The 22,471-nt window shown below is 69.6% G+C and carries 18 protein-coding genes; 9 read left to right on the forward strand and 9 right to left on the reverse strand.

Annotated features, from left to right (window positions below; all coding sequences use genetic code 11):
• Window positions 1-201 precede the first annotated feature (201 nt).
• Window positions 202-1,668, reverse strand: a complete 1,467-nt coding sequence (locus AB0N78_RS13290; protein ID WP_363390977.1) for a CCA tRNA nucleotidyltransferase — start codon at window positions 1,666-1,668, stop codon at window positions 202-204.
• Window positions 1,669-1,735: 67 nt separating this feature from the next.
• Between AB0N78_RS13290 and AB0N78_RS13295 the strand changes: the two genes are divergently transcribed.
• The 8 genes from AB0N78_RS13295 (at window position 1,736) to AB0N78_RS13330 (ending at window position 12,764) form a co-directional block, all read left to right on the forward strand.
• On the forward strand, window positions 1,736-2,281 hold the full coding sequence (locus tag AB0N78_RS13295) for an NUDIX hydrolase (RefSeq protein WP_363390980.1): 546 nt from the start codon (window positions 1,736-1,738) through the stop codon (window positions 2,279-2,281).
• Complete coding sequence (locus tag AB0N78_RS13300) at window positions 2,278-4,530, forward strand: DUF6049 family protein (protein ID WP_363390982.1); 2,253 nt, start codon at window positions 2,278-2,280, stop codon at window positions 4,528-4,530. The genes AB0N78_RS13295 and AB0N78_RS13300 overlap by 4 nt, the downstream gene beginning before the upstream one ends.
• A complete protein-coding gene (locus AB0N78_RS13305) occupies window positions 4,527-6,173 on the forward strand; it encodes a lipid II flippase MurJ (RefSeq protein WP_363390985.1) in 1,647 nt (548 codons plus the stop codon). The genes AB0N78_RS13300 and AB0N78_RS13305 overlap by 4 nt, the downstream gene beginning before the upstream one ends.
• Before the next feature lie 98 nt (window positions 6,174-6,271).
• Window positions 6,272-8,806 (forward strand): protein kinase family protein, encoded by a 2,535-nt coding sequence (locus AB0N78_RS13310; protein ID WP_363390988.1) that lies wholly within the window; start codon window positions 6,272-6,274, stop codon window positions 8,804-8,806.
• Window positions 8,807-8,881: 75 nt separating this feature from the next.
• Window positions 8,882-9,934, forward strand: coding sequence for a thioredoxin-disulfide reductase (gene trxB / locus AB0N78_RS13315; protein ID WP_363390991.1), 1,053 nt, complete (start codon window positions 8,882-8,884; stop codon window positions 9,932-9,934).
• Window positions 9,935-9,939: 5 nt separating this feature from the next.
• On the forward strand, window positions 9,940-10,278 hold the full coding sequence (locus AB0N78_RS13320; protein WP_363390993.1) for a thioredoxin domain-containing protein: 339 nt from the start codon (window positions 9,940-9,942) through the stop codon (window positions 10,276-10,278).
• A 98-nt stretch (window positions 10,279-10,376) separates the two neighbouring features.
• Window positions 10,377-11,720 (forward strand): PLP-dependent aminotransferase family protein, encoded by a 1,344-nt coding sequence (locus tag AB0N78_RS13325; protein WP_363390996.1) that lies wholly within the window; start codon window positions 10,377-10,379, stop codon window positions 11,718-11,720.
• A gap of 84 nt (window positions 11,721-11,804) precedes the next feature.
• A complete protein-coding gene (locus AB0N78_RS13330) occupies window positions 11,805-12,764 on the forward strand; it encodes a D-alanine--D-alanine ligase (protein ID WP_363390998.1) in 960 nt (319 codons plus the stop codon).
• 63 nt (window positions 12,765-12,827) lie between these two features.
• On the opposite strand, the gene AB0N78_RS13335 is transcribed toward AB0N78_RS13330, so the two are convergent.
• From AB0N78_RS13335 to rpmH, 8 genes are all read right to left on the reverse strand, one after another.
• Window positions 12,828-13,973, reverse strand: coding sequence for a ParB/RepB/Spo0J family partition protein (locus tag AB0N78_RS13335; RefSeq protein WP_363391001.1), 1,146 nt, complete (start codon window positions 13,971-13,973; stop codon window positions 12,828-12,830).
• The gene (locus AB0N78_RS13340) at window positions 13,970-14,965 is read right to left on the reverse strand and encodes a ParA family protein (RefSeq protein ID WP_363391004.1); all 996 of its coding nucleotides are present in this window, start codon (window positions 14,963-14,965) and stop codon (window positions 13,970-13,972) included. Before AB0N78_RS13340 ends, AB0N78_RS13335 begins: the two co-directional genes overlap by 4 nt.
• A complete protein-coding gene (gene rsmG, locus AB0N78_RS13345) occupies window positions 14,962-15,750 on the reverse strand; it encodes a 16S rRNA (guanine(527)-N(7))-methyltransferase RsmG (RefSeq protein ID WP_363391007.1) in 789 nt (262 codons plus the stop codon). The genes AB0N78_RS13340 and rsmG overlap by 4 nt, the downstream gene beginning before the upstream one ends.
• 2,142 nt (window positions 15,751-17,892) lie before the next feature.
• Window positions 17,893-18,402, reverse strand: coding sequence for a R3H domain-containing nucleic acid-binding protein (locus AB0N78_RS13350; RefSeq protein WP_363391010.1), 510 nt, complete (start codon window positions 18,400-18,402; stop codon window positions 17,893-17,895).
• A 69-nt stretch (window positions 18,403-18,471) separates the two neighbouring features.
• Window positions 18,472-19,683, reverse strand: coding sequence for a membrane protein insertase YidC (gene yidC, locus AB0N78_RS13355; protein ID WP_363391013.1), 1,212 nt, complete (start codon window positions 19,681-19,683; stop codon window positions 18,472-18,474).
• Between the two features lie 19 nt (window positions 19,684-19,702).
• Window positions 19,703-19,978, reverse strand: a complete 276-nt coding sequence (gene yidD, locus AB0N78_RS13360) for a membrane protein insertion efficiency factor YidD (protein WP_363391016.1) — start codon at window positions 19,976-19,978, stop codon at window positions 19,703-19,705.
• Complete coding sequence (gene rnpA, locus AB0N78_RS13365) at window positions 19,975-20,337, reverse strand: ribonuclease P protein component (protein WP_363391019.1); 363 nt, start codon at window positions 20,335-20,337, stop codon at window positions 19,975-19,977. The genes yidD and rnpA overlap by 4 nt, the downstream gene beginning before the upstream one ends.
• A 13-nt stretch (window positions 20,338-20,350) precedes the next feature.
• On the reverse strand, window positions 20,351-20,488 hold the full coding sequence (gene rpmH, locus AB0N78_RS13370) for a 50S ribosomal protein L34 (RefSeq protein WP_363391022.1): 138 nt from the start codon (window positions 20,486-20,488) through the stop codon (window positions 20,351-20,353).
• A 447-nt stretch (window positions 20,489-20,935) separates the two neighbouring features.
• On the opposite strand from rpmH, the gene dnaA reads away from it, so the two are divergent.
• A complete protein-coding gene (gene dnaA, locus AB0N78_RS13375; protein ID WP_363391025.1) occupies window positions 20,936-22,402 on the forward strand; it encodes a chromosomal replication initiator protein DnaA in 1,467 nt (488 codons plus the stop codon).
• Window positions 22,403-22,471: the final 69 nt, after the last annotated feature.

The following is a 22,471-nucleotide window of genomic DNA, read 5'->3' on the forward strand; positions in this document are numbered from 1 at the left end:
CGATTTCCGACCTCCCACGCCACCCACAACCCGAGTTCGGACTTTCCGCCTCGAGGTCGTATGCGGCGCATCCGAATTCGAGGCCGGACCACCGAACTCGGCAGCACGACGGGTGTCAGCGAGGGTGCCGGGCCCGACCTCGGCGACCAGGGCGGCAGGTGAGGGTGCTCTGCCGGGGTGTCGGGAGGCCCCGCGCCAGCCTCAGCCTCGGGCCGCCCACCACTCCAGCAACGCCGCCCGCGCGTCCTCCTCGGACATCGGCCCGTTCTCCATCCGCAGCTCCAGCAGGTAGCGGTACGCCGCACCCACCTCACGCCCCGGCGGGATGCCGAGGATCGCCATGATCTGCTCACCGTCCAGGTCCGGGCGGATCGCGGCCAGCTCCTCCTGCTCGCGCAGCACGGCGATCCGGCGCTCCAGGTCGTCGTAGGCCTCGGACAGTCGGCGGGCCTTGCGCTGGTTGCGGGTGGTGCAGTCGGAGCGGGTCAGGCGGTGCAGGCGCTCCAGCAGTGGACCGGCGTCGGTGACGTACCGGCGCACCGCGGAGTCGGTCCATGCGCCGTCGCCGTAGCCGTGGAACCGCAGGTGCAGCTCCACCAGCCGAGCCACCTGCTTCACGGTGTTCTTGTCGAAGTGCAGCGCGCGCAGCCGCTTGGCGGTCATCTTCGCGCCGACCAGCTCGTGGTGGTGGAAGCTGACGCCGCCACCGTCCTCGAACCGGCGGGTGGCGGGCTTGCCGATGTCGTGCAGCAGCGCGGCCAGCCGGAGCACCAGGTCGGGGCCGGGGACCGCACCATCCGGGCCGGTCTCCAGGGCGATGGCCTTGTCCAGCACGGTGAGCGAGTGCTCGTAGACGTCCTTGTGTCGGTGGTGCTCGTCGATCTCCAGCCGCAGCGCGGGCAGCTCGGGCAGCACGTGCTGCGCCAGGCCGGTGTCGACCAGGACGGTCAGCCCGGCGCGCGGGTTGCTCGACATCAGCAGCTTGACCAGCTCGTCGCGCACCCGTTCGGCGGAGACGATGGTCAGTCGCTCGGCCATATCGGTGGCCGCGGCGACGGCGGCGTCGTCCACCGTGAACCCGAGCTGTGCGGCGAATCGGGCGGCCCGCATCATCCGCAGCGGGTCGTCGTCAAAGGACTGCCGGGGGTTGACCGGGGTGCGCAGCACACCGCGCGCCAGGTCGCTGAGCCCGTCGAAGGGGTCGACGAAGGTCAGGTCCGGCAGTCGGATGGCCATCGCGTTGACGGTGAAGTCACGGCGGGAGAGGTCGCCGTCGAGTGTGTCGCCGAACACCACCTCGGGTTTGCGGGAGGTCGGGTCGTAGGCGTCGGTGCGGTAGGTCGTGACCTCGACCACCACCTCGGGCTGGTCGCCGCGGGCCCGCTTCTGTGCGCCGATGGTGCCGAACTCCCGGCCAATGTCCCAGTGCGCGTCACCCCAGCCCGCGAGAATCCGCTCGGACTCGTCCGGTGTGGCGGAGGTGGTGAAGTCCAGGTCAGCGCTCGCTCGGCCCAGGAACGCGTCCCGCACCGGACCGCCGACCAGGGCCAGCTCGTGCCCCTGCGCCCGGAAGAGTTCACCCAATTCCAACGCGGCCGGAGCGAGGTCGGCGATGACCGTCAGGGCACGCTGACGGAGGGCGGCAAGGCGAGCAGTGGACTCCGACACGGTGACCAAGCCTGCCAGATCACGCCGCCCACCCCGCCCGCCGAGGTGCCTTGGCTACAGTGGCCGCATGTCCGAGCCGACCCGCGCCATGCCCCCGGCCGGCGTCCCCGCGCCCCCGGGCGGTCACGCGCTGCGGATCGATCCACGCGGATCACGGCCTCGGACGTCGTTACCGGTGGTGGAGGAGACCTCCGCAGGTGGCCTGGTGGTGCGGATCGCGGACGGTGTGCACGTGGCGGCGGTGATCGCGCGGCGCAATCGGGCCGGTCGCCTGGAATGGTGTCTACCCAAGGGCCACCTGGAGGGCGAGGAGACCCCGGAGCAGGCGGCGGTGCGGGAGATCGCGGAGGAGACCGGGATCATCGGCTCGATCGTCCGCAGCCTGGGCGTCATCGACTACTGGTTCACCGGGGACGACCGGCGCGTGCACAAGATGGTGCACCACTACTTGCTCGGAGCGGTCGGCGGCGAGCTCACCGTGGAGGGGGACCCGGACGGCGAGGCGGAGGATGTGGCCTGGGTGCCGGTCTCCGAGCTGCCGACCCGGTTGGCGTACCCGAACGAGCGGCGCCTGGCGGAGGCCGCGTCCGTGGTGCTGGCCGACGGGGCATGAGGCTGCCGCAGTCCGTGCGCCGTGGGTGGGCGCTGCTGCTGTCGGTGGTCGCCCTCGCGGCGATGACCGGCCTGGTCGCCACGCCCGCGAGCGCCGCACCCTCAGCTGAGGACCTGCCGGTGGCGGTGAGCCTGACCGCCATCACCCCGCAGATCCTCGACCCCGGGCAGGACCTCACTGTGACGGTGTCACTGCGGAACAACGGCGATGAGGAGATCACCTCCCCGCGGGCTTCGGTCCGGATCTACCGGTATCGGATGTCGACCCGCGAGCAGCTGGACCAGTGGTCCACCAGCCTGGACGAGGGCCCGTTCGGGGATGTCGCGGCGACCGAGACGCTGGACAGCCCGATCCCGCCCGGTGGCAGCGTCGCGATGACGGTCACGGTGCCCGCCCGGTCCATCGGGTTGAGCCGCACCTCGGACGCCTGGGGACCGCGCGGCCTGACCGTGGACGTCGGTGACGGTGGCACCCGGGTCGGGATCGAGCGGAGCTTCCTGCTGTGGAACTCCGATCAGGACGTCGAGCCGACCCATGTCAGCGTGCTGGCCCCGATCACCGGCCCCGCGGTGACCCCGTCCGCGCCCCAGGACGAGGACACGGAGCCGACGTCCACGCCGACCGCGGAGCCGACCACACCACCGAGCGCCGCGCCCACTGCCGAGTCGACCACCAGCCCCGAACAGACCGCCGACCCCGAGCAGACGACCGCCCCCGAGGCCGCTGCCGACGCCACCGCAACACCCGAGCCGACGTCGACACCGCGCTCCACCCCCGGATTGGATGCCCTCACCGCCGCGGGCGGACGACTCAATCGCGTGTTGCAGGCCACGGCCGGCCACGACTCGGTGTCCTGGGCTGTCGACCCCGCCCTGCTGGAGCAGGTGTCCACCGGATCGCGCGCCGACCGTTCCTGGTCGTCTGCGTTGACCGAGGCGGGTGCCGACCGCGAGGTGTTCCGTCTGCCCTGGGCCGACCCGGACATCGCCGCACTGGCGCACTCCGGGCGATCCAGCAGCGCCGACTTGCTCAGCCTGGCGATGCGCTCCTCCGCAGCAGCCGATGACGACTTGCTGAGCGACGCCGAGCCGCTGGTCCTGGCATCGAACGACGTCCTTGACGACACCACGGCCGCGTTGGCTGCGGGTCAGGCGGCAGGGGCACCCCTGATCACCGGCACCGACGCCCTGCCCGCCGAGGACTCGGACACCGCCTCCGCCCCGACCACGCTGGAGACCACCGACGGCGCACTCACCGCACTGGTCCCGGATGCCGGGCTCTCCGATCTGCTCGCGGAGCCCACCGCCGTGCAGGAGGGCAGCAGCGCCGCGGTCGCCGCGCAGCGGATGCTGGCCGAGACCGCGGTGATTGCGCGGGCCGATGACTCCGGCGGCTCCTACGTGCTCATCGCCACACCCCGGGACTGGAGCCCTCACGGTGAGACGGCCAACGCACAGCTGTCCGCGCTGGAGTCGGCCCCGTGGGTGCAGAGCACCTCGGTCGCGGATCTGCTCGCCGCGGAACAGGCCGGACAGGTCACCGACGCTTCCCGCGCCACACCAGTGGAAGCCGACCGGGACAGCACCGAGCTGACACCGGCGTGGGTGAACGCGCTGGCCAGCGGATGGGAAGCGGCCGAGGACTTCGCCAGTGTGGTCGACGACCCGGCGGCACTGCTGGCCGGGTTGGAGACCGACGTCCTGGCGCCACTGTCCGTGGCCTGGCGCAGCGATCCCGACGGTCGGGCCGCCGCGGTTGAGGCCGCACTCGACCTGGCCAGTGCACGGCAGAGCGGACTGTCGGTGCTGCTGAACGAGCAGTTCACCGTGATCTCCTCCTCCGCACAGATCACCGTCAACGTGCGCAATGAGCTGCCGCAGGACGCGACGGTCCGGGTCGAGTTGCGCCCGCAGAAGGGCTGTCTGGAGACCACCCGCTCCGCGCTGGTGCCGGTCCGCGCCGAATCCGAGACCCCGGTGGTCCTGACCCTGCGCGCCACCGCGAACTGCGATGTCACCGTCGATGTCTCGCTGATCGCGGAGAACGGCCGTGAGCTGGCGATGCCGCAGCAGTTCGACGCGCGGGTCGCCCCCACCGTCGAGAGCGTCGGCACCATTGTGGTCGGGGTGTTGTTGGCGGCCGCGCTGGCCTTCGGGATCTGGCGCACGGTGCGGCGGGGGCAGAGCAAGCGTCGGGGGGCACGGGTGCTGGCCGAGGGGCCGGCGGAGACCACCGAGGACCAGGCATGACCGACACCGCCCCCGATCCGGACAGCGAGTCCACGCAGCAGGCCGCCGCCTCCGTCCGGGTGGGTCGCGCCTCGGCGATCATGGCCTCGGGCACGGCGGTGTCGCGCATCTTCGGCGTCATCAACATCACCCTGCTCGGCTGGGCGATCGGCACCACCACCAACATCGCCGACGCGTTCTCGGTGGCCAATAAGCTGCCGAACACGCTCTACCTGCTGATCGCGGGGGGCGTGCTCAACGCGGTGCTGGTCCCGCAGGTGGTCCGCGCCTACCGGGAGAAGGACGGTCAGGTCTACGTCGACCGCCTGTTGACCGTCGGCATCGCGTTCCTGGCCGGACTGACTCTGCTGTTGACCGCCACCGCGCCGATCTGGGTCCGGATCTACTCCGACTACGCCGACCCGCGCACCACCGCTATCGCCACCGCGTTGGCCTTCTGGTCAATCCCCCAGGTGTTCTTCTACGGCTTGTACTCCCTGCTCGGGCAGGTGCTGAACGCCCGCGGGTCCTTCGGGCCGTACATGTGGGCACCCGTGGTCAACAACCTGGTGTTCATCAGCGGCATCCTGGTGTTCTCCCGGATGTTCGGCAGCGTCGACCAGGCCACCGACCTCGATGCCTGGTCCACCGCGCAGACCGTCGTCCTGGGCGGGTCCGCCACCCTCGGCATCGTCGCGCAGGCGCTGATCCTGCTGGTCCCGCTCTACCGCAGCGGGTTCCGCTACCGCCCGCGCTGGGGTCTGCGGGGTTCCGGGCTCGGTTCCGCGGGCCGGGTGGCGAGTTGGACCTTTGCCGGGCTGTTGGTCGGACAGGTGGGGGTATGGGCCGTCAGTGTCGTCGCCTCCGCCGTTGACGGGGAGAACCTGGCCGGGAACGCCGTCTACGACCGCGCGTTCCTCATCTTCATGCTGCCGCACTCGCTGGTGACCGTGTCCCTGGCCACCGCCCTCTTCACCCGGTTGTCCGCCAAGGCCGCCGCAGAGGACACCGCCGCCGTCCGCGCTGACTTCTCCCTCGGCCTGCGCACCGTCGGACTGTTCACCGTGCTCGGCACCACCGGTCTGGCCGTGCTGGCCTACCCGCTGAGCCGACTGCTGGTCACCAACGAGCCGGATGCCGCCGTACACGCCCTCGCCCAGGTGGTCGTCACCATCGTGTTCGGGCTCACCGGATTCGGCATCTGGTCGCTGTGTCAGCGGATCTACTACGCCTATCAGGATGCCAAGTCGATGTTCCCGATCCAGGTCGTCATGGCCGCGATCGTGGTCGGCGGGACCCTGCTCGGTCGACTCATCCTCGACCAGGCGTACTGGGTCGCCGCTGCCACCGGCTCGATGGCGCTGTCGTACTGGGTCGGTGCCGCCCTCGGCCTGCTCGCGATCCGGCGTCGACTGCGCGGGGTGGACGGTCGCCGGGTATTGCAGACCCACGTCAAGGCCGTCGTCGCCGCGATCCTCGCCGCCGCAGCCGGTCTGGTGCTGCTCGCTGTCCTCGGGCCGGTGCAGAGCTTCGGTGACGCGCTGCTCGCCTGCGTGCTCGGCGGGGCGCTGATGTCCGGCGTGTACCTGGCGGCCCTGCTGGTGATGCGGACCTCCGAGCTGCGCACCGTCCTGACCCCGGTGCTGCGTCGACTGCGCCGCTGACGGCGCGCTGACTCACGGCCGATCACCCGGGCAGGCGCACACTCGCTGACTAGCATGGCCCGCACGACCACGACCCGAGGACCCCGAGGAGGACCAGCGTGGCAGAGCAGCGCCCCGGCACCCCTTCCGGCGGCAGCCGCACCGGCGCCACCGGTCGGATGATCGGCGGACGCTACCGGCTCGACCAGCCCCTGGCCCCCGATCTGCCCGGTGTCGAACCCTGGTCCGCCACCGACACCATCCTCGACCGCCCGGTGCGCGTCGACCTGGTCACCGGCTCGCGCACCCCCGCCGCCCTCGACGCCGCCCGACGTGCCGCACTGGTCTCCGAGCCCCGACTGGCCCGCATCCTCCAGGTCGACCAGGAGGGTGACCTGGGCATCGTGGTCAGCAGCGAGATCGACGGCCGCACCCTGGCCGAGCTCGCCGCTGCCGGGCCGTTGCCACACGACCAGGCCCGCGCGATCGTCGGAGAGGTCGCCGCCGCCCTGGAGGAGGCCCGCCGCCGCGGACTGCACCACCTGGCGCTGCGTCCCCGCTCAGTGCTGATCACGCCGGCTGGACGGGTCGCCCTGCGTGGACTGGCCGTCGACGGCACCCTGATCGGCGCGGCGGACATCAGCGCACACGCCGCCTCCCGGCGTGATGCCATCGACCTGATCCGCCTGCTCTACGCCGCGCTCACTGGACACTGGCCCGCACCGCCGACCACCACCGGCGCGGTCCCGACCTTCGCCGAATGGGTCGGGGCCGAGGGTGAGGCCGCCACCACCGAACCCGATCCCGGTCTACCCGCCGCGCCCACCGCCGACACCGGCTCCGTGGCTCCGGTGGATCTGGTCCCTGGCATCCCCGCCGACCTCGACACCCTCTGTGCCGTCACCCTCGGGCCGCATGACGACGGACCGCACAGTCCGGGCGAGGTGGTGCGCGAGCTGGAGCCCTGGCGTGCGGTGCATGCGCAGGAGCTGTTCCGTGCCGCCGATGCCGGACCTGCCGCCGGCGCGCAGACGAGAGAGCCCTCGCTAGGCGATGCTGCTGCCGGGGCGGCGGCTGGTGGCACCGGAGCTGCCGTCGCCGCTGCCGCAGTGCCGGCAAGTGCCCCCGACGCGACCGCCCCCGAACTCGCCGCCCCCACCGGCTGGCAGTGGCCCGTCACCGCAGCGGCACCCGAGGAATCCGCGAGCGCACCTGCCTCCGTCGCGGACGCCCCCGCCTGGCCTGCCCTGGACGATCCCCGCGGTGACGCGCCCACCTCAGACGCCGCCGCCTCGGACACCGCCGCCTCGGACACCACCGCCTCAGTTTCCGTGCAGGCCCCGACCGCCGCGCCCTCTACCCCTCCGACGGGAAGCTCCACCATGACCGACCAGCAGAAGCCGACCCCGGACGAGCCGACCGAGGGCACCGACGCCCCCGCGGCCCCGGGCGGCAGCACTCCGGCCCGGCAGTCGGTGCGCGCCTCCTTCGCCAGCGGTGAGGGAGCGGGGGCACGTCGACCCGGCACCCCGCCTCCGGCGATCCCACCCCGCAGCTCGACACGTCAGTCCCCCGCCGGGTCTTCCAGTGCAGCCCGGTCCGCTGGCGGTGCTGCGGCAACGGGCGCGGGAGCTGCGGCGGCGGGAGTTGCTGCTGGTGGCGGCTCGTCCACCCCGGCCACACTGTCCCCGCGGCCGCTCCCGTCGGCCTCGGGTCCGACCCGCACCCCCAGCGCAGCGGCTGCTCGCAGTAGCGCTGCGTTCCCGGCTCAGCCCACCTCCGCCGCGACCACGCCCACGGGTGGTGCGCGCTCCGGTGCCAGCGGTGCCGCGGCTTCTGGTGTTGGGGCCCCTGGTCCGAGTGCCTCCGGTGCGGGTGCCTCCGGTGCCGCTGGCTCTGATGTGACTAGCTCCGGCTCGGGCGGTGGCAGGACGGGCGGTACCGGGTCAGGCGGTTCGACTCCGGACTGGGGTCTGCCCTTCGACCCGGATGCCCAGCGCACCACCCGCCAGCCCCGCCACCAGTTCGACCCCACCCGCTGGGTGCTCGGTCTGGTCGGCGTCGGCATCGTGGTCGTCCTGGTCCTGGCCATCTCCACTGTCACCCGGCCCTGGGGATCGGGCCGCGATGACGAGGCCGCCACGGCCGCGACCACCCAGCCCGCAGAGGCACCCACGGAGGAGGCCGAGGCCCCCGCGGAGGAGGAGCCCGCTCCCCCCGTTGCCGTCGCCCCGGTGATCGCCGGCATCACCACCATCGACCCGTCCGACAATGACGGGGAGAAGGAGGAGTTGATCGCCCGGATCTGGGACGGCGACCCGAACACCGCCTGGTACACCCACACCTACAACCGGCCGGACTTCGCCGGGTTCAAGGACGCGGTGGGCATCGCCATCACCCTGACCGAACCCGCCACGGTCAACGAGGTCACACTCCAGGTCAACGGTGCAGGCGGCAATGTCGAGGTGCGCGCCACCGACGCCGCCAACCCCACCGCCGGTGAGGTTCTGGCATCCGGACCGTTGAACGGCACCACCGTCCTCACCCTGAGCCAGCCCACCGAGACCCAGAACATCGTGCTCTGGTTCACCGCGCTGGCCCAGACCCCGGACGGCAAGAACCGGATCGAGATCTCCGAGCTCAGCGTCGGCTGAGCGGCCGGGAACACCAGCCACCCGCGCACTGTTCTTCTGCACGACTTTCCTGTTCCACCCTCGAGAGGCAGTCCCGTGACCGAGACCCCCATCCGCGACATCGTCATCGTCGGCTCCGGCCCTGCCGGGTACACCGCTGCGGTGTACGCGGCCCGTGCGGGTCTGGCCCCGCTGGTCATCGCCGGGTCGGTGACCGCCGGTGGTGCGCTGATGAACACCACCGAGGTGGAGAACTTCCCGGGCTTCCCGACCGGCATCATGGGTCCGGACCTGATGGAGGCCATGCAGCAGCAGGCCGAGAAGTTCGGCGCCGAGGTCGTCTGGGACGACGCCACCAAGGTTGAGCTGGAGGGCCCGGTGAAGACCGTGACCACCGCCGGCGGCGACGTGGTGCAGGCCCGGGCGGTCATCCTGGCCACGGGGTCCGCCTACCGTCAGCTCGGCCTGGACGACGAGCAGCGACTGTCCGGCCGGGGCGTCTCCTGGTGTGCGACCTGCGACGGCTTCTTCTTCCGTGACCAGGACATCATCGTGATCGGTGGTGGCGACTCCGCAGTCGAGGAGGCCACCTTCCTGACCCGGTTCGGCAAGACGGTCACCATCGTGCACCGCCGTGACGAGCTGCGGGCGTCCAAGATCATGGCCGACCGCGCCAAGAACGACCCGAAGATCCGCTTCGCGTGGAACTCCGAGGTCGTGGGCATCCACGGCGAGGACAAGGTCACCAGCGTCACCCTGCGCGACACCGTCACCGGCGAGACCCGTGAGCACGGGGCCACCGGTGTGTTCGTGGCGATCGGGCACGTGCCGCGCACCGAGCTGCTGCACGGTCAGGTCGACCTGGACGAGAACGGCTACATCCTGGTCGAGGGCCGCTCCACCCGGACCAACCTGCCCGGTGTGTTCGCCTGCGGTGACGCGGTCGACCACACCTACCGCCAGGCGATCACCGCGGCGGGGTCGGGCTGCTCCGCCGCGCTGGACGCCCAGCACTATCTGGCCGCTCTGGCCGACGCCGACCCGGCCTCCCCGGACCAGATCCCGGCCGCGGTCGAGCAGCTGGGCGACGACGTCACCGAGGCCGACGCCGAGCGCGCTGAGGTGGCTGCGGCCATCGCCGAGGGCTGACCGACATGACCCTGCCGGCAGTCTCGGGGTCCACCTTCGATGCGGAGGTGCTCGGCTCCGAGCTGCCGGTGGCGGTCGACTTCGGCGCGGACTGGTGTGCGCCCTGCCGCGCCGTGCGTCCGGTGTTGGCGGAACTGGCGGACCGGTACCAGGGTCGACTGCGGATCGTCACCGTCGACACCGAGGCGGAGCACGAACTGACCGGTCGCTACGGCATCGTCTCCATCCCGACCCTCTACGTCTTCCACTCCGGCGAGCTGCTGCGTGCCATCCCGGGTGCCCGCACCAAACTCGAGTACGCCGCCGAGTTCGACGCGGCACTCGCCGAGGCCGCCACGCTCTGATCCGACCCGCCCGCAGCACGCAGTGAACCGGTGAATGTCCGGCGCGCCGATCGTGGACGCCACCGCTGCCACTGGACATGGCGTGCCACACTCGGGGAATGACCGCAGAATCGCGGCCCGGCGAGCAGACGTCGGGCCCCCTCCCGACCTCAGCCGCCAACGGCACGCGACTCGACCGGTGGATCGGCTCCTACGCCGACCGCACGCACGGGATGCGCGCCTCCGAGATCCGCGCCCTGTTCGCCGTCGCCAACCGTCCCGAAGTGGTCTCCCTCGCCGGGGGCATGCCCTGCCTGGACGTGCTGCCGATGGACGTGCTGTCGGACCTGACCCAGCGCGTGGTGGCCACCCGTGGCGCCGTCGCTCTGCAATACGGCTCCGGACAGGGCGACGAGGGCCTGCGCGAGCAGATCCTGGACGTGATGCGTCTGGAGGGCATTCAGGCGCACCCGGATGATGTGGTGGTCACCACCGGCTCGCAGCAGGCGCTCGACCTGGTCACCCGGCTGTTCATCGACCCCGGCGATGTGGTGGTCGCCGAGGCACCGTCCTACGTGGGCGCGCTCGGCGTCTTCCGGGCCTACCAGGCGGATGTCGTACACGTCCCGCTCGACGCCGACGGGCTGATCCCCGAGGCGCTGGAGACCACGCTGGCCGACCTGGCCAGGCAGGGGCGACGGGTCAAGTTCCTGTACACGGTGCCGAACTTCCACAACCCGGCCGGTGTCACCCTCTCGCTGGAGCGCCGACCGCGGATTCTGGAGATCTGCGCCCGCTACAACGTCCTCGTGCTGGAGGACAACCCGTACGGTCTGCTCGGATTCGAGGGCGATCCGCTGCCTGCCATGCGCTCGATGGACGAGGACGGGGTCATCTACCTCGGGTCGTTCTCCAAGACCTTCGCACCAGGCTATCGGGTCGGTTGGGCCGTCGCGCCGCACGCCGTCCGGGAGAAGCTGGTGCTGGCCAGTGAGTCCGCGATCCTGTGCCCGTCCAATGCCTCGCAGCTGGCGATCAGCGCCTACCTGTCGACCTGCGACTGGCGCGGGCAGATCAAGCAGTTCCGCGAGCTGTACCGCGAACGCCGGGACGCGATGATCGGCGCGCTGGCCGAGCACCTACCCGATGCCAGTTGGACCGTCCCGGATGGCGGCTTCTACACCTGGGTCAAGCTGCCCGACGGCCTGGACGCCAAGGCGATGCTGCCCCGCGCCGTCACGGCCCGGGTCGCCTACGTGCCCGGCACGGCGTTCTACTTTGACGGTCAGGGCACCGACCACGTCCGACTGTCGTTCTGCTACCCCACCCCGGAGCGGATCCGTGAGGGTGTCCGACGGTTGGCCGGCGTCGTGCAGGGTGAGACCGAGTTGGTGTCCCTGTTCGGCACCGGTGCCAGCGCACCCGGCGACAGCGTGCAGTCCCCCGGCCCCAACCTGGCCTGATCGGCGATGACCGGTGTGCGCACCCGTCATCGCCTCTCACTAGGCTGAACACCGACCTCGGCCCACCGTCCTCGGAGGAACTCCGTGCCCCCCGCACTCCCCGCCAGCCCGCGCGTCGTCGTCCTCGCCGGTGGGCTCTCCCACGAGCGTGACGTGTCGATCCGTTCCGGTCGACGGGTCGCCGACGCCCTGCGCACCGCCGGCGTCGACGTCAGCGTCCACGATGTCGACGCCGATTTGGTCCCCGTGCTGACTGAGGCCCGCCCTGATCTGGTCTGGCCGCTGCTGCACGGTGCCTCCGGTGAGGACGGCGCGGTGCGGGACGTGCTGGAGCTACTCGGGCTGCGCAGCGTCGGCACCGGTCCCCGCGCGAGCCGGATCGCGTGGTCCAAGCCGATCGCCAAGACCAGCGTCACCCGGGCCGGACTCGCCACCCCGGAGTTCGTGACCCTGCCGCAGTCGCTGTTCCGCGAGCTCGGTGCCGGGCGCATCCTGGACGCCGTGGTCGACAAGCTCGGTCTGCCGCTGGTGGTGAAGCCCGCGCAAGGTGGGTCGGCGCTCGGGGTCACGCTGGTGCGCACCGCCGAGGACCTCCCCCGGGCGATGGTCGCGTGCTTCGCCTACTCCGACACCGCCCTGATCGAGCGCGCCGTCGAGGGGACGGAGCTGGCGGTCAGCGTGGTCGAGCTCGACGGCGAACCTGTCGCCCTGCCACCGGTCGAGATCGTCACGGATGGTCCCTACGACTACGACGCGCGCTACAACCCCGGGCGCACCGAGTACTTCGCCCCGGCTCGACTGAGCCCCGAGGTCACCGAGCGCGCGACCCAGGCCGCCCTCGTCGCACACCAGACGCTCGGCCTGAACCACCTGTCCCGCACCGACCTGATCATCGATGCGGACGGCACGCCCTGGTTCCTGGAGGTCAACGTCGCACCGGGGATGACCGAAACCTCGCTCTTCCCCCAGGCCGCGGAGGCCGGAGGGTACGAGTTGCCCGCGCTGTACCGCCGCGTGGTCGAGGGTGCGCTCACTGACGACTGATCGTGGGTCATCCCATGACCGCGAACGCCCCAGGACCTGTGCGGGTCCTGGGGCGTTCGGCTGTCACGGCTTGAAGATGCCCGGGTCGTCCGGAGCCAGGCTGCCGAGAATCCGGTTCAGATCCTCCACGGAGGCGAACTCGACCGTCAGCTTGCCGCGCTTCTTGCCGAGGTCGACCTTCACCCGAGTTTCGAACCGGTCGGAGAGCCGACTGGCGAGGTCATCAAGCGCCTCATTGCGCACCCCCGCCCGCGGTGCACGCTGCTTGGCTGTCGCACCGTCCTGCCCACCCAGCGCAACGATCTCCTCCACCGCACGCACGGACAAGCCTTCGGCCACGATCCGCTGCGCCAGCCGCTCGATCGCCGCACCGTCCGTCAGCCCCAGCAGCGCCCGGGCGTGACCGGCCGAGAGCACACCCGCCGCCACGCGACGCTGTACCAGCGGGGGCAACCGGAGCAGTCGCAGCGTGTTCGAGATCTGCGGGCGGGAGCGGTGGATCCGGGTGGCCAGCTCCTCGTGGGTGCACCCGAAATCGTCCAACAGCTGCTGGTAGGCAGCCGCCTCCTCCAATGGGTTCAGCTGCGACCGGTGCAGGTTCTCCAACAGCGCGTCGCGCAGCAGGTCACCCTCCTCGGTCTCCCGGATGATCGCCGGGATCGTGTCCAGGCCTGCCTCCTGGGTCGCACGCCACCGGCGCTCACCCATGATCAGCTCGTAGCCCCCCTCCGCGGGGCGCACCACCACAGGCTGGAGGACACCGACCTCCTGGATCGATCCGACCAGCTCGGCCAGCGCGTCCTCGTCGAAGACCGTGCGCGGCTGACGGGGGTTCGGGCGGATCGAGGTCACCGGCAGCGTGGCAAAACTGGCACCTGGCACCGGCACCAGATCGGCCTCACTCGGTGCTGCGGCACCGGCACGTCCGGGATTGGAGGCTGCGCGCTTCTCGGCGGTCGCCGGGACGACATCACCGGTCGCGGTAGACGCCGTCGCAGCTCTGGACGGTGCTGCCGATCCACCCCGAGTGCTCGTGTCCTGCTTCGTGTCCTGCCGATCGGAGGGCGTGCTCTGCGGCTCGGCTGCGGAACCCTCGGACCGGTCGGGGAAGAAGACATCCACCGGCCTGGCCGAACCATCCGGTCGGGTATCCGCGGTCGGGATCAGGGCACCCAAGCCACGACCCAGTCCGCGACGCTTCTCGCTCACTCGCCCTCCTCCTGGGTCGACGCGGACGCTCCGCGCTCGGCCAGTTCACTCGCTGCCTCCAGATAGGCCAGCGCACCGCTCGATGACGGGTCGTAGGTGAGCACCGTCTGCCCATAGGACGGTGCCTCTGACACGCGCACCGACCGGGGAATCGTCGTCTTCAACGTCTGCGCCGGGAAGTGCTCTCGCACCTCGTGCGCCACCTGCTGCGCCAGATTGGTGCGCCCGTCGAACATCGTCAACAGGATGGTTGACACGTGCAGCCCCGGGTTGAGGTGCGCCTGGATCAACTCGACGGACTTCAGCAGCTGGCTCAGGCCCTCCAATGCGTAGTACTCGCACTGGATCGGGATCATCACCTCGTCCGCGACCACGAAGGCGTTGACGGTCAAGAGCCCGAGGCTGGGCGGGCAGTCCACCAGCACGTAGTCGATCCGGGGCTCCCCGTTGTCGACCCGCTGCTGGAGGTACGCATGCAGAGCGTTCCGCAGCCGGGTCTCCCGAGCCACCATCGAGACCAGCTCGATCTCCGCACCGGACAGGTCGATCGTCGCGGGCACACACCAGAGATTCGGTACACCTGCCGCGGGAGCGACCGTGCCCGCCATCGGTGCGCCGTCGACCAGAACGTCGTAGACCGACGGGGTTCCCGCTCGGTGCTCGACACCCAGCGCTGTCGAAGCGTTGCCTTGCGGGTCGTTGTCGATGACCAGCACATTCAGGCCCGACTTCGCCAGTGCTGCGGCCATGTTGACGGTGGTCGTGGTCTTGCCGACGCCGCCCTTCTGATTCGCCACCGTCATCACCCGAGTGTGCGGTGGCTTGGGGAACACCCGACCGGACAACGTGATGCGCCGACCGGCGTCCACCCGCAATGCCGCCATCAGGGGTGTGTCGTCATCCGCGGACGGGAGCGACGCGACGAGCGCGGCGCGACGGCGCTGGTCATCGTCCGATGTCGGCCCCGGGTTCCGGTTCGGCTCAGTCGTCACCGCCGAGATCCCTTCTTTGCAGAACGGCGCCCACGGCGGCCCGTTGTTTCACGTGGAACCGAGCGCGAGCGCGTCGGCGCCTCGCCCTCCGACTCCTTCTTGACGATGACAACCGTGGTCGCCTCCAGCCCATCCAAGGTCGGCGCGGCCTCGATCCGTACCTCTCCCCCGCCGTGCCGCATGAGTACGTCGGCACCGGCGGTGACCTCATCCGCCGCGCGCCCACCCTTGAGTGCCACCAGCTCGCCACCCACCCGCAGCAGCGGCATGGTCCACGGGTAGAGCTTGGCCAACGCCGCCACCGCACGGGCGGTCACCGCATCGGCCTGCAAGAGACCCACCTGCTCCTCTGCCCGACCCCTAACAACCGTGACGTTGGACAGTTCCAGCCGCTCCACGACCTCGGACAGCCAGTCCGTGCGACGTTCCATCGGCTCCAACAGGACGACATCCACTGCTGGGCGCATCGCTGCGATCACCACGCCGGGCAGTCCAGCTCCTGAGCCGACATCGACGATCTGTCCGGACTCCGGCAGGAACGGTACGACCGCAGCCGAGTTCACCAGATGCCGCTCCCACAGGCGACTCAGTTCACGCGGGCCGACTAGTCCGCGGAGAACCCCCTGGTCAGCGAGCAGATCGTGGAACCCGAGCACCGCCGGCCACGCCTCGCCGAAGAGGTCTGGCAGACGCGTGTCTCCGTCCAGCGGGTCTCGCTCTACCTGCCCGTCCGGCGCGACATCGGAACTCGACCCCTCATGCTCGGGCGCGTGGGCTGGGCACACGGAGACTCCTGATCCTGGCTGGTCGGGGCTGGCTCTTTCGGCGAATCGGCCCAGGCGGGTTCGATTCCACGCGGCTGAGGACAACGGTACCTCGCGCAGCTGCCCGACTGGGGTGTCGACGACCAGCCTGGGGACGCAACGGGCCGCACGACGGCGCACGTGTCGCCGGTCACGGGCAGCCGCTTGCCCGGCGTCGCCATCTGCTCCGCCGCGCACGAGCTGCAGATCCGATGTTCCACGTGAAACGGGACGGCGATGCGTCGCCGTCACGCAGCAGGGCCGCCCTCTCCCGCGGATATCACGGCGCACACTGGAGTCTCGAGAGTGACCAGGTGCTCGCGCCACCGGCCACCCTGTGCAGTCGGTCTATGGTGGCTCCTCGACCCAGGACCGCCACATCACAATGGATCTCTCCCCGAACGCACCGTACAGAGCGCGGATCTGGCCCGTGCACGCGAGATCAGCCGCCAATGTGTATGGGCGCCCGGCGGGACGTCACTTCACCACGATCCCGAGGTGGTACCACGCGGGCTCAGATGATGGCCGCACGCGATAGATCGACGTTCTGACGGGTCGCAATGGGCTCCGAGTGCAAGACGGTGACGCGACCTGACGGCATCCAGGGTGAGGACTGTCCATGGTGACGCGCAGTGGCGGGCACAAGTCGGTGCGCTCAACGCCCCGGCTCACGGCAGAGCACTGAACGCCGGATTCACGGGTCCGCAGCAGAGAGACAACCTCACAGTGACCAGCCGAACTGTCCTAGGCCCGACGGCGGATCACGAGCTGGGAGCGCTGCGGGTCCTGCGGCGTCGACGGTCGATTGAGCGTTGCGGCCGACCCTCGGGCTCTGAGCTTGTTCGTTCCCAAGGACGGGCTTCGGGCCGATCCGGACCGGGCCGTTTCACGTGGAACATGAGGGGTGCTCGCTGCCGAACGCCGTGATGAAGTATCGACAGCCCGATTCCTCGGGTCTCCCGAGTATCCCGCTCAACAAGCCCGCCTGATTCAGCTACGCACCGTGCTGATGCATCCTCCGCATCTACTGCTCGGCGGGAGCGAGTGAACCTCAATCCACTCGGTGCGGCACCTCGACCAATGGCGACTGGGACTGCGGCTTGATCGCTCGATAGTGCAGGTCTGCCTCGGGATGGTCCAGCGTGAGGGTGATGTTGCCTGCTTATCGGCGCGGAGTCTCGGGTGCCACCCAGGGCCGCTCGCACGCCCGCACGCCCGCACGCCCCATACCCGCCGCCTCGAGGTGCGACTGCTCGCGGCGTTCCACGTGAAACATCGATTTGAGCCGCATCATGGCCAGAGTTCGCGCAATGGCCCCCTCAGAGCTCCGAGGTCCGAGGTCCGAGGTCCGAGGTCAGCCACCGTAGGCAGCGCCGGGCGCGGCGGGCGACCCCCGGCACCGCTACTCAGAGACTCCGGCTGACGTTTGGCTGCATCTCTCCGGACCCCGGCATTCGCGACCAGCGGTCCGAGTCGCAAGTGACAAGGCCTCCTATGAATCCACGGGTCCGTAAACCTACAAACCCGTGAACCCGAACCCATCCAAACACCAGCTTGACCGACGCCGTGGCGTCGCCACTCGGCCGTCAAGAGCGGCGGGCTTCACACGGACCACGTCGACACGTCCACGCCCTCGCGGACCAGGAGCCGCTTCGCGTCCTGGTTCCACGTGAAACGCGATGCCCTCAATCGCTCCCCGGAGTCAGACTTTGACCACCCGCTACCGACAGTCCGGCATCACCGCCGCCGCACACAAGAGTTGCCGATCTCTTCGCACACGCACGTCCCGACACAAGCGGCCAGATCTGGATCACCAGCAACCCGGTCCAGCCACCAGCCACACCCTCATAAGCCACCGGTCACATCCTCGTGAGCCACCGCGGAGCACCCGCGAGGAACCGAACGCACTCTGGTGTGCACGGAACACCTGGCGACAGCGTGTCAAAGCTCAGTGGCACGTCTTCTACGTACCAAGACATTCTGCCGATCATCGCACGTGAGATGAGTTCTTCAGAAGCCATCGACAGCGCCATGCCCCACACAAGAGGCCGCCCCCGAATCCGGAGACGGCCTCTCGATCACGTCAGCAGAACGCCCGAAAACGCCCTGCCGCGCCACACACACTCACTTCGCGCGGATCACCACGTACCTCGACGGCTCCACACCCTCGGAGTCGGACGACAACCCAGCGGCGGCAACCGCGTCGTGCACGACCTTCCGCTCGAACGGGTTCATCGGCTCCATCGACTGGTCGCTGCCGGACTCCTTCACCCGAGCGATCGCTGCCTCGGCGAGACCGATCAGCTCCGTCTTCCGCGCGGCCCGGAATCCTGCGACGTCCAACATGAGTCGTGAGCGGTCGCCGGTCTTCGCCTGCACGGTGAGTCGGGTCAGCTCCTGGAGAGCGTCGAGCACTTCGCCGTCCTTGCCGACCAGTCGACGCAGCGCACGCTCGGTTCCTTCCTCGGCGACGATCTCCACCGAAGCCCGGCCGTTGTCGACGTCGATGTCGATGTCACCGTCCAGGTCCGCGATGTCGAGCAGCTCCTCGAGGTAGTCCGCTGCGATCTCGCCCTCCTCCTCCAGTCGGGAGGTGGTCGGGCTGATATCGGGGGCCTCACTCGGTGTGGTCATCTCAACTCCTGTGTCGTGTCGCGCCCGACCGGCGCGGAGGTCGATGCGGGTAGCGGGCCCGCGGCTGGGTCAGGAACCCTTACGCTTCTTAGCCTTGCCGCCGGACGAGCCACCGTGGGAACTCGTCGGTCCAGCCTTGGGGTCGAACTCGTCGTCCGAACTCTCGGCGGACGAGGCCTCCACGGACGACGCCGCACCGACGGAAGACGAACCACCCACAGACGACGGGGCGGCAGTCGGGGAATCAGCGGCGGCGGACGATGCACCGGACGGTTGGGCAGTGGTGCCACCCGCCGGGCCCTTCTTCTTGGCTCGTGCCTTACCCACCGGCTGCTGGCGCTGACCGCCGACCGGGCGGGCCTCTTCAATACCGGGAACGTCACCCTCGTCGGTGAGCAGTTCTCCGCGGGCAGCGGCCTTCTTCGCCTTCCGGGCCTTGAGCGCGATCTCGGCCTGCGAGCCGGGCGCCGGCATGCGGCGGATCGTGTAGAACTGCTGGCCCATCGTCCACAGGTTGGTGGTGGTCCAGTAAATGAGGACACCGATCGGGAAGTTCACGCCGGAGAAAGCGAAGATCAGCGGGAAGACGTACATCAGCATCTTCTGCTGCTGCGCCATCGGGCCCTCGAGGGCGGCGGGCGGCATGTTCTTCATGGTCAGCTGACGCTGCGTGGTGAAGGTCGTCAGCGACATCGCGATGATGAGGACCACGGTGACCACGCGGATGTGCACGGCCTGCGACCCGTCCCCGAACGCGGCCGCGTTCATGAACGTGCCGGACAGCGGCGCACCGAAGATCGAAGCGGACTCGGCCTGGCTGGCCACGGTCTGCGTGATGGGGCCGACCGAGTCACGGCCGTAGCTGCCGTTGGCGATCTGCGGCAGCGAGTTCAGCACCCGGAACAGGGCGAAGAAGATCGGCGACTGCGCCAGGATCGGCAGACAGGAAGCGAAGGGGTTGGTGCCGTGCTTGCGGTACAGCTCCATCGTCTCGCGGCTCATCGCCTCACGGGACGCGGGGTCGGTCTTCCCCTTGTACTTCTTCTGGATCTTCTGCATCTCCGGCTGGACCAGTTGCAGTCCGCGCTGCGCCTTGATCTGCCGGAAGAACAGCGGGATCAGGATGATCCGCATGACGATCACCAGGCCGACGATCGACAGCCCCCACGCGGCGCCGCCTGCGGGGTCGAGCCCCACGAGGTCCAGCACCCAGTGGAAGGCGTACATGATCCAGGCGACCACCCACATGATCGGGTAAAGCAAGCCGTCAAACCAGCTCATGACAGGGTCTCTCCAGGGATCAGTGCGCGGCGGGGGCCGCGTCGTGCGGGTGTCGGTGACCGACAGGAGGAACGTCGTCGACGCCGCCGGGGTTCCAGGGGTTGCACCGCAACAGCCGCCAGACGGCCATCGCGCCACCCCGGATCACACCATGCCGCTCGATCGCGGTCACGGCGTAGGACGAACAGGACGGGTAGAACCGGCAGGTCGGCGGTGTCATCGGGGAGATGAACCGCTGATAGCCGCGGACCAGCCAGATCAGCAGCCGGCGCGGGGCTCGCAGGACGGTGTTCATGCGGCACCCCGCTCGGCCAACCGTCGACCGGCAGAGCGCAGTGCCCCGTCCAGATCACGGCCGAGCCCGGCGTAGTCGGCATCCGCAGCGGGACCGAGCGCCCGGATGACCAGGTCGCTGCGGTCACCGACCGTGTCGAGCCGTCCGGCCATCAGTGCGCGCAGCCGACGCTTCACCCGGTTGCGCACCACGGCGTTGCCGACGGCCTTGGACACGACGAAACCGACCGCCGGACCAGGTCCGGGGTCGGTTCGCGTCATCAGGTGCACCACGAGCGTGTTCCGCCCGGCGCGCGCACCGGAGCGGACGGTCCGCTCGAACTGCGCGGACTCGCGCATCCGGTGCTCGGCAGGCAGCACCGCAGCGCTGGTGTCAGGCCGACAGCTCGGAGCGGCCCTTACGGCGACGCGCCTGGAGGATCGCGCGACCCGCACGGGTACGCATCCGCAGACGGAAGCCGTGGGTCTTCGCCCGGCGCCGGTTGTTCGGCTGGAAGGTGCGCTTGCTCACGATGGTCTCCAGTTACTTCGCTGCATCGGCCGCGATCGCGGCCAAAGTTCGGGGTGCCTGTGCTCGACTGCTCCGATCCCGCATCTTGCGAATGCACCGGCGTATGGGCGCGCCAGCAGGAGCCATCAGAAGGCTGCTCAACGCTACGTGCTTCGCCCGCATGGGTCAAACCGTGGTATCCGCGCAGGTCGCGTGATCACGCGGGACCAGAGGCTCTTCCCACACCGACAGCAGCGGGACTAGCGTCGCCTGGACGCTCTCTCCCCACCCCGTGGACAGCGCATTGCGTCCCTGTGGACAACCAATGCCCGTGCCCCCGATCGAGCGCTCAGAGTCGTCGCACACAGGTGTGGACAACTCTGTGGACAGCGTAGGGTCGTGCGACACTCGACCACCGCGGTGCCACCCAGGATCCGCCAAGGAATCACGACAGCAGCGAGGACACAGGTGCCATCCCAGGACGACCAGCTCAACCACGTGTGGGCCACCGCCGTCGCCCAACTCGAGGTCAGCCCGGACATCACCCCGCGCCAGCTGGCCTTCGTGCGATTGGCCGCTCCCCTGGGTCTGTTGGACGGCACCATGCTGCTGGCCGTGGGGAATGACCTCACCAAGGACTACCTGGAGACCCGGGTCCGTGCCGAGGTCACCGAGGCGCTGAGTTCGGCGCTTGGCCGTGAGGCCCGGTTCGCGATCACCGTCGATCCTGCGTTGGAGACCGGTCAGGGCGATCACCTGACCTCGTCGACCGGCAGTACATCCACCGCCGCCGAGTCTGAGACCGAGACCGTCGAGGCCGCCCCGGTTGTCGACTCCGAGCCGGTCGAGACGGTGCAGCCCTATCGTCGTCAGCCCGCGGGCCCGACACCGAGTGCTGAGCCCGCCCGGCTGAACCCCAAGTACCTGTTCGAGACCTTCGTCATCGGCTCGTCCAACCGGTTCGCGCATGCCGCAGCGGTGGCGGTGGCGGAGGCTCCGGCCAAGGCATACAACCCGCTGTTCATCTACGGCGACTCCGGCCTGGGCAAGACCCACCTGCTGCACGCCATCGGGCACTACGCCCGCAACCTCTATCCGTCGATCCGCGTGCGGTACGTGAACTCCGAGGAGTTCACCAACGACTTCATCAACTCGATCTCCGAGGGCAAGGCCGGCGCGTTCCAGCGCCGCTACCGCGAGGTTGACGTGCTCCTCATCGACGACATCCAGTTCCTGCAGGGCAAGGAACAGACGATGGAGGAGTTCTTCCACACCTTCAACACGCTGCACAACGCAAACAAGCAGATCGTGCTGACCTCCGATCTGCCGCCCAAGCAGCTGAACGGGTTCGAGGACCGGATGCGGTCCCGGTTCGAGTGGGGGCTGATCACCGACGTCCAGCCGCCGGACCTGGAGACCCGGATCGCGATCCTGCGCAAGAAGTCCGCGAACGACAATCTGTCTGCGCCGGATGACGTGCTGGAGTACATCGCCTCGAAGATCTCCACCAACATCCGTGAGCTGGAGGGTGCCCTGATCCGGGTGACCGCCTTCGCGAACCTCAACCGCCAGCAGGTCGATATGTCGCTGGCCGAGATCGTGCTGAAGGATCTGATCACCGACGACGACCAGGCGGACATCACCGCCACCGCCGTGATCGGCCAGACTGCTGCGTACTTCGGGCTGAGCATCGAGGACCTGTGCGGGTCCTCCCGGTCGCGGGTGTTGGTCACTGCGCGGCAGATCGCGATGTACCTGTGCCGTGAGCTGACCGACCTGTCGTTGCCGAAGATCGGCCAGGCCTTCGGCGGGCGTGATCACACCACCGTCATGCACGCGAACCGCAAGATCCGTGAGCTGATGGCCGAGCGCCGGTCGATCTTCAACCAGGTGACCGAGCTGACCAACCGGATCAAGCAGGAATCCCGCTCCTGACCGTCGGTTCATCCCACGGTTCAAGGAGCGATGGGACGACTACGCACACCTGTGGACAGAGCTGTGGAC

Origin of the sequence: Cellulomonas sp. NPDC089187, from assembly GCF_040685135.1 — a bacterium.
Taxonomy (GTDB): domain Bacteria; phylum Actinomycetota; class Actinomycetes; order Actinomycetales; family Cellulomonadaceae; genus Cellulomonas.

What these genes read in the sequence shown, in the direction of transcription:
- AB0N78_RS13295 (WP_363390980.1), top strand. Translation starts at nt 1,736, where the DNA reads ATGTCCGAGCCGACCCGCGCCATGCCCCCGGCCGGCGTCCCCGCGCCC.
- AB0N78_RS13300 (WP_363390982.1), top strand. Translation starts at nt 2,278, where the DNA reads ATGAGGCTGCCGCAGTCCGTGCGCCGTGGGTGGGCGCTGCTGCTGTCG.
- AB0N78_RS13305 (WP_363390985.1), top strand. Translation starts at nt 4,527, where the DNA reads ATGACCGACACCGCCCCCGATCCGGACAGCGAGTCCACGCAGCAGGCC.
- AB0N78_RS13320 (WP_363390993.1), top strand. Translation starts at nt 9,940, where the DNA reads ATGACCCTGCCGGCAGTCTCGGGGTCCACCTTCGATGCGGAGGTGCTC.
- AB0N78_RS13325 (WP_363390996.1), top strand. Translation starts at nt 10,377, where the DNA reads ATGACCGCAGAATCGCGGCCCGGCGAGCAGACGTCGGGCCCCCTCCCG.
- AB0N78_RS13350 (WP_363391010.1), bottom strand. Translation starts at nt 18,402, where the DNA reads ATGACCACACCGAGTGAGGCCCCCGATATCAGCCCGACCACCTCCCGA.
- yidC (WP_363391013.1), bottom strand. Translation starts at nt 19,683, where the DNA reads ATGAGCTGGTTTGACGGCTTGCTTTACCCGATCATGTGGGTGGTCGCC.
- yidD (WP_363391016.1), bottom strand. Translation starts at nt 19,978, where the DNA reads ATGAACACCGTCCTGCGAGCCCCGCGCCGGCTGCTGATCTGGCTGGTC.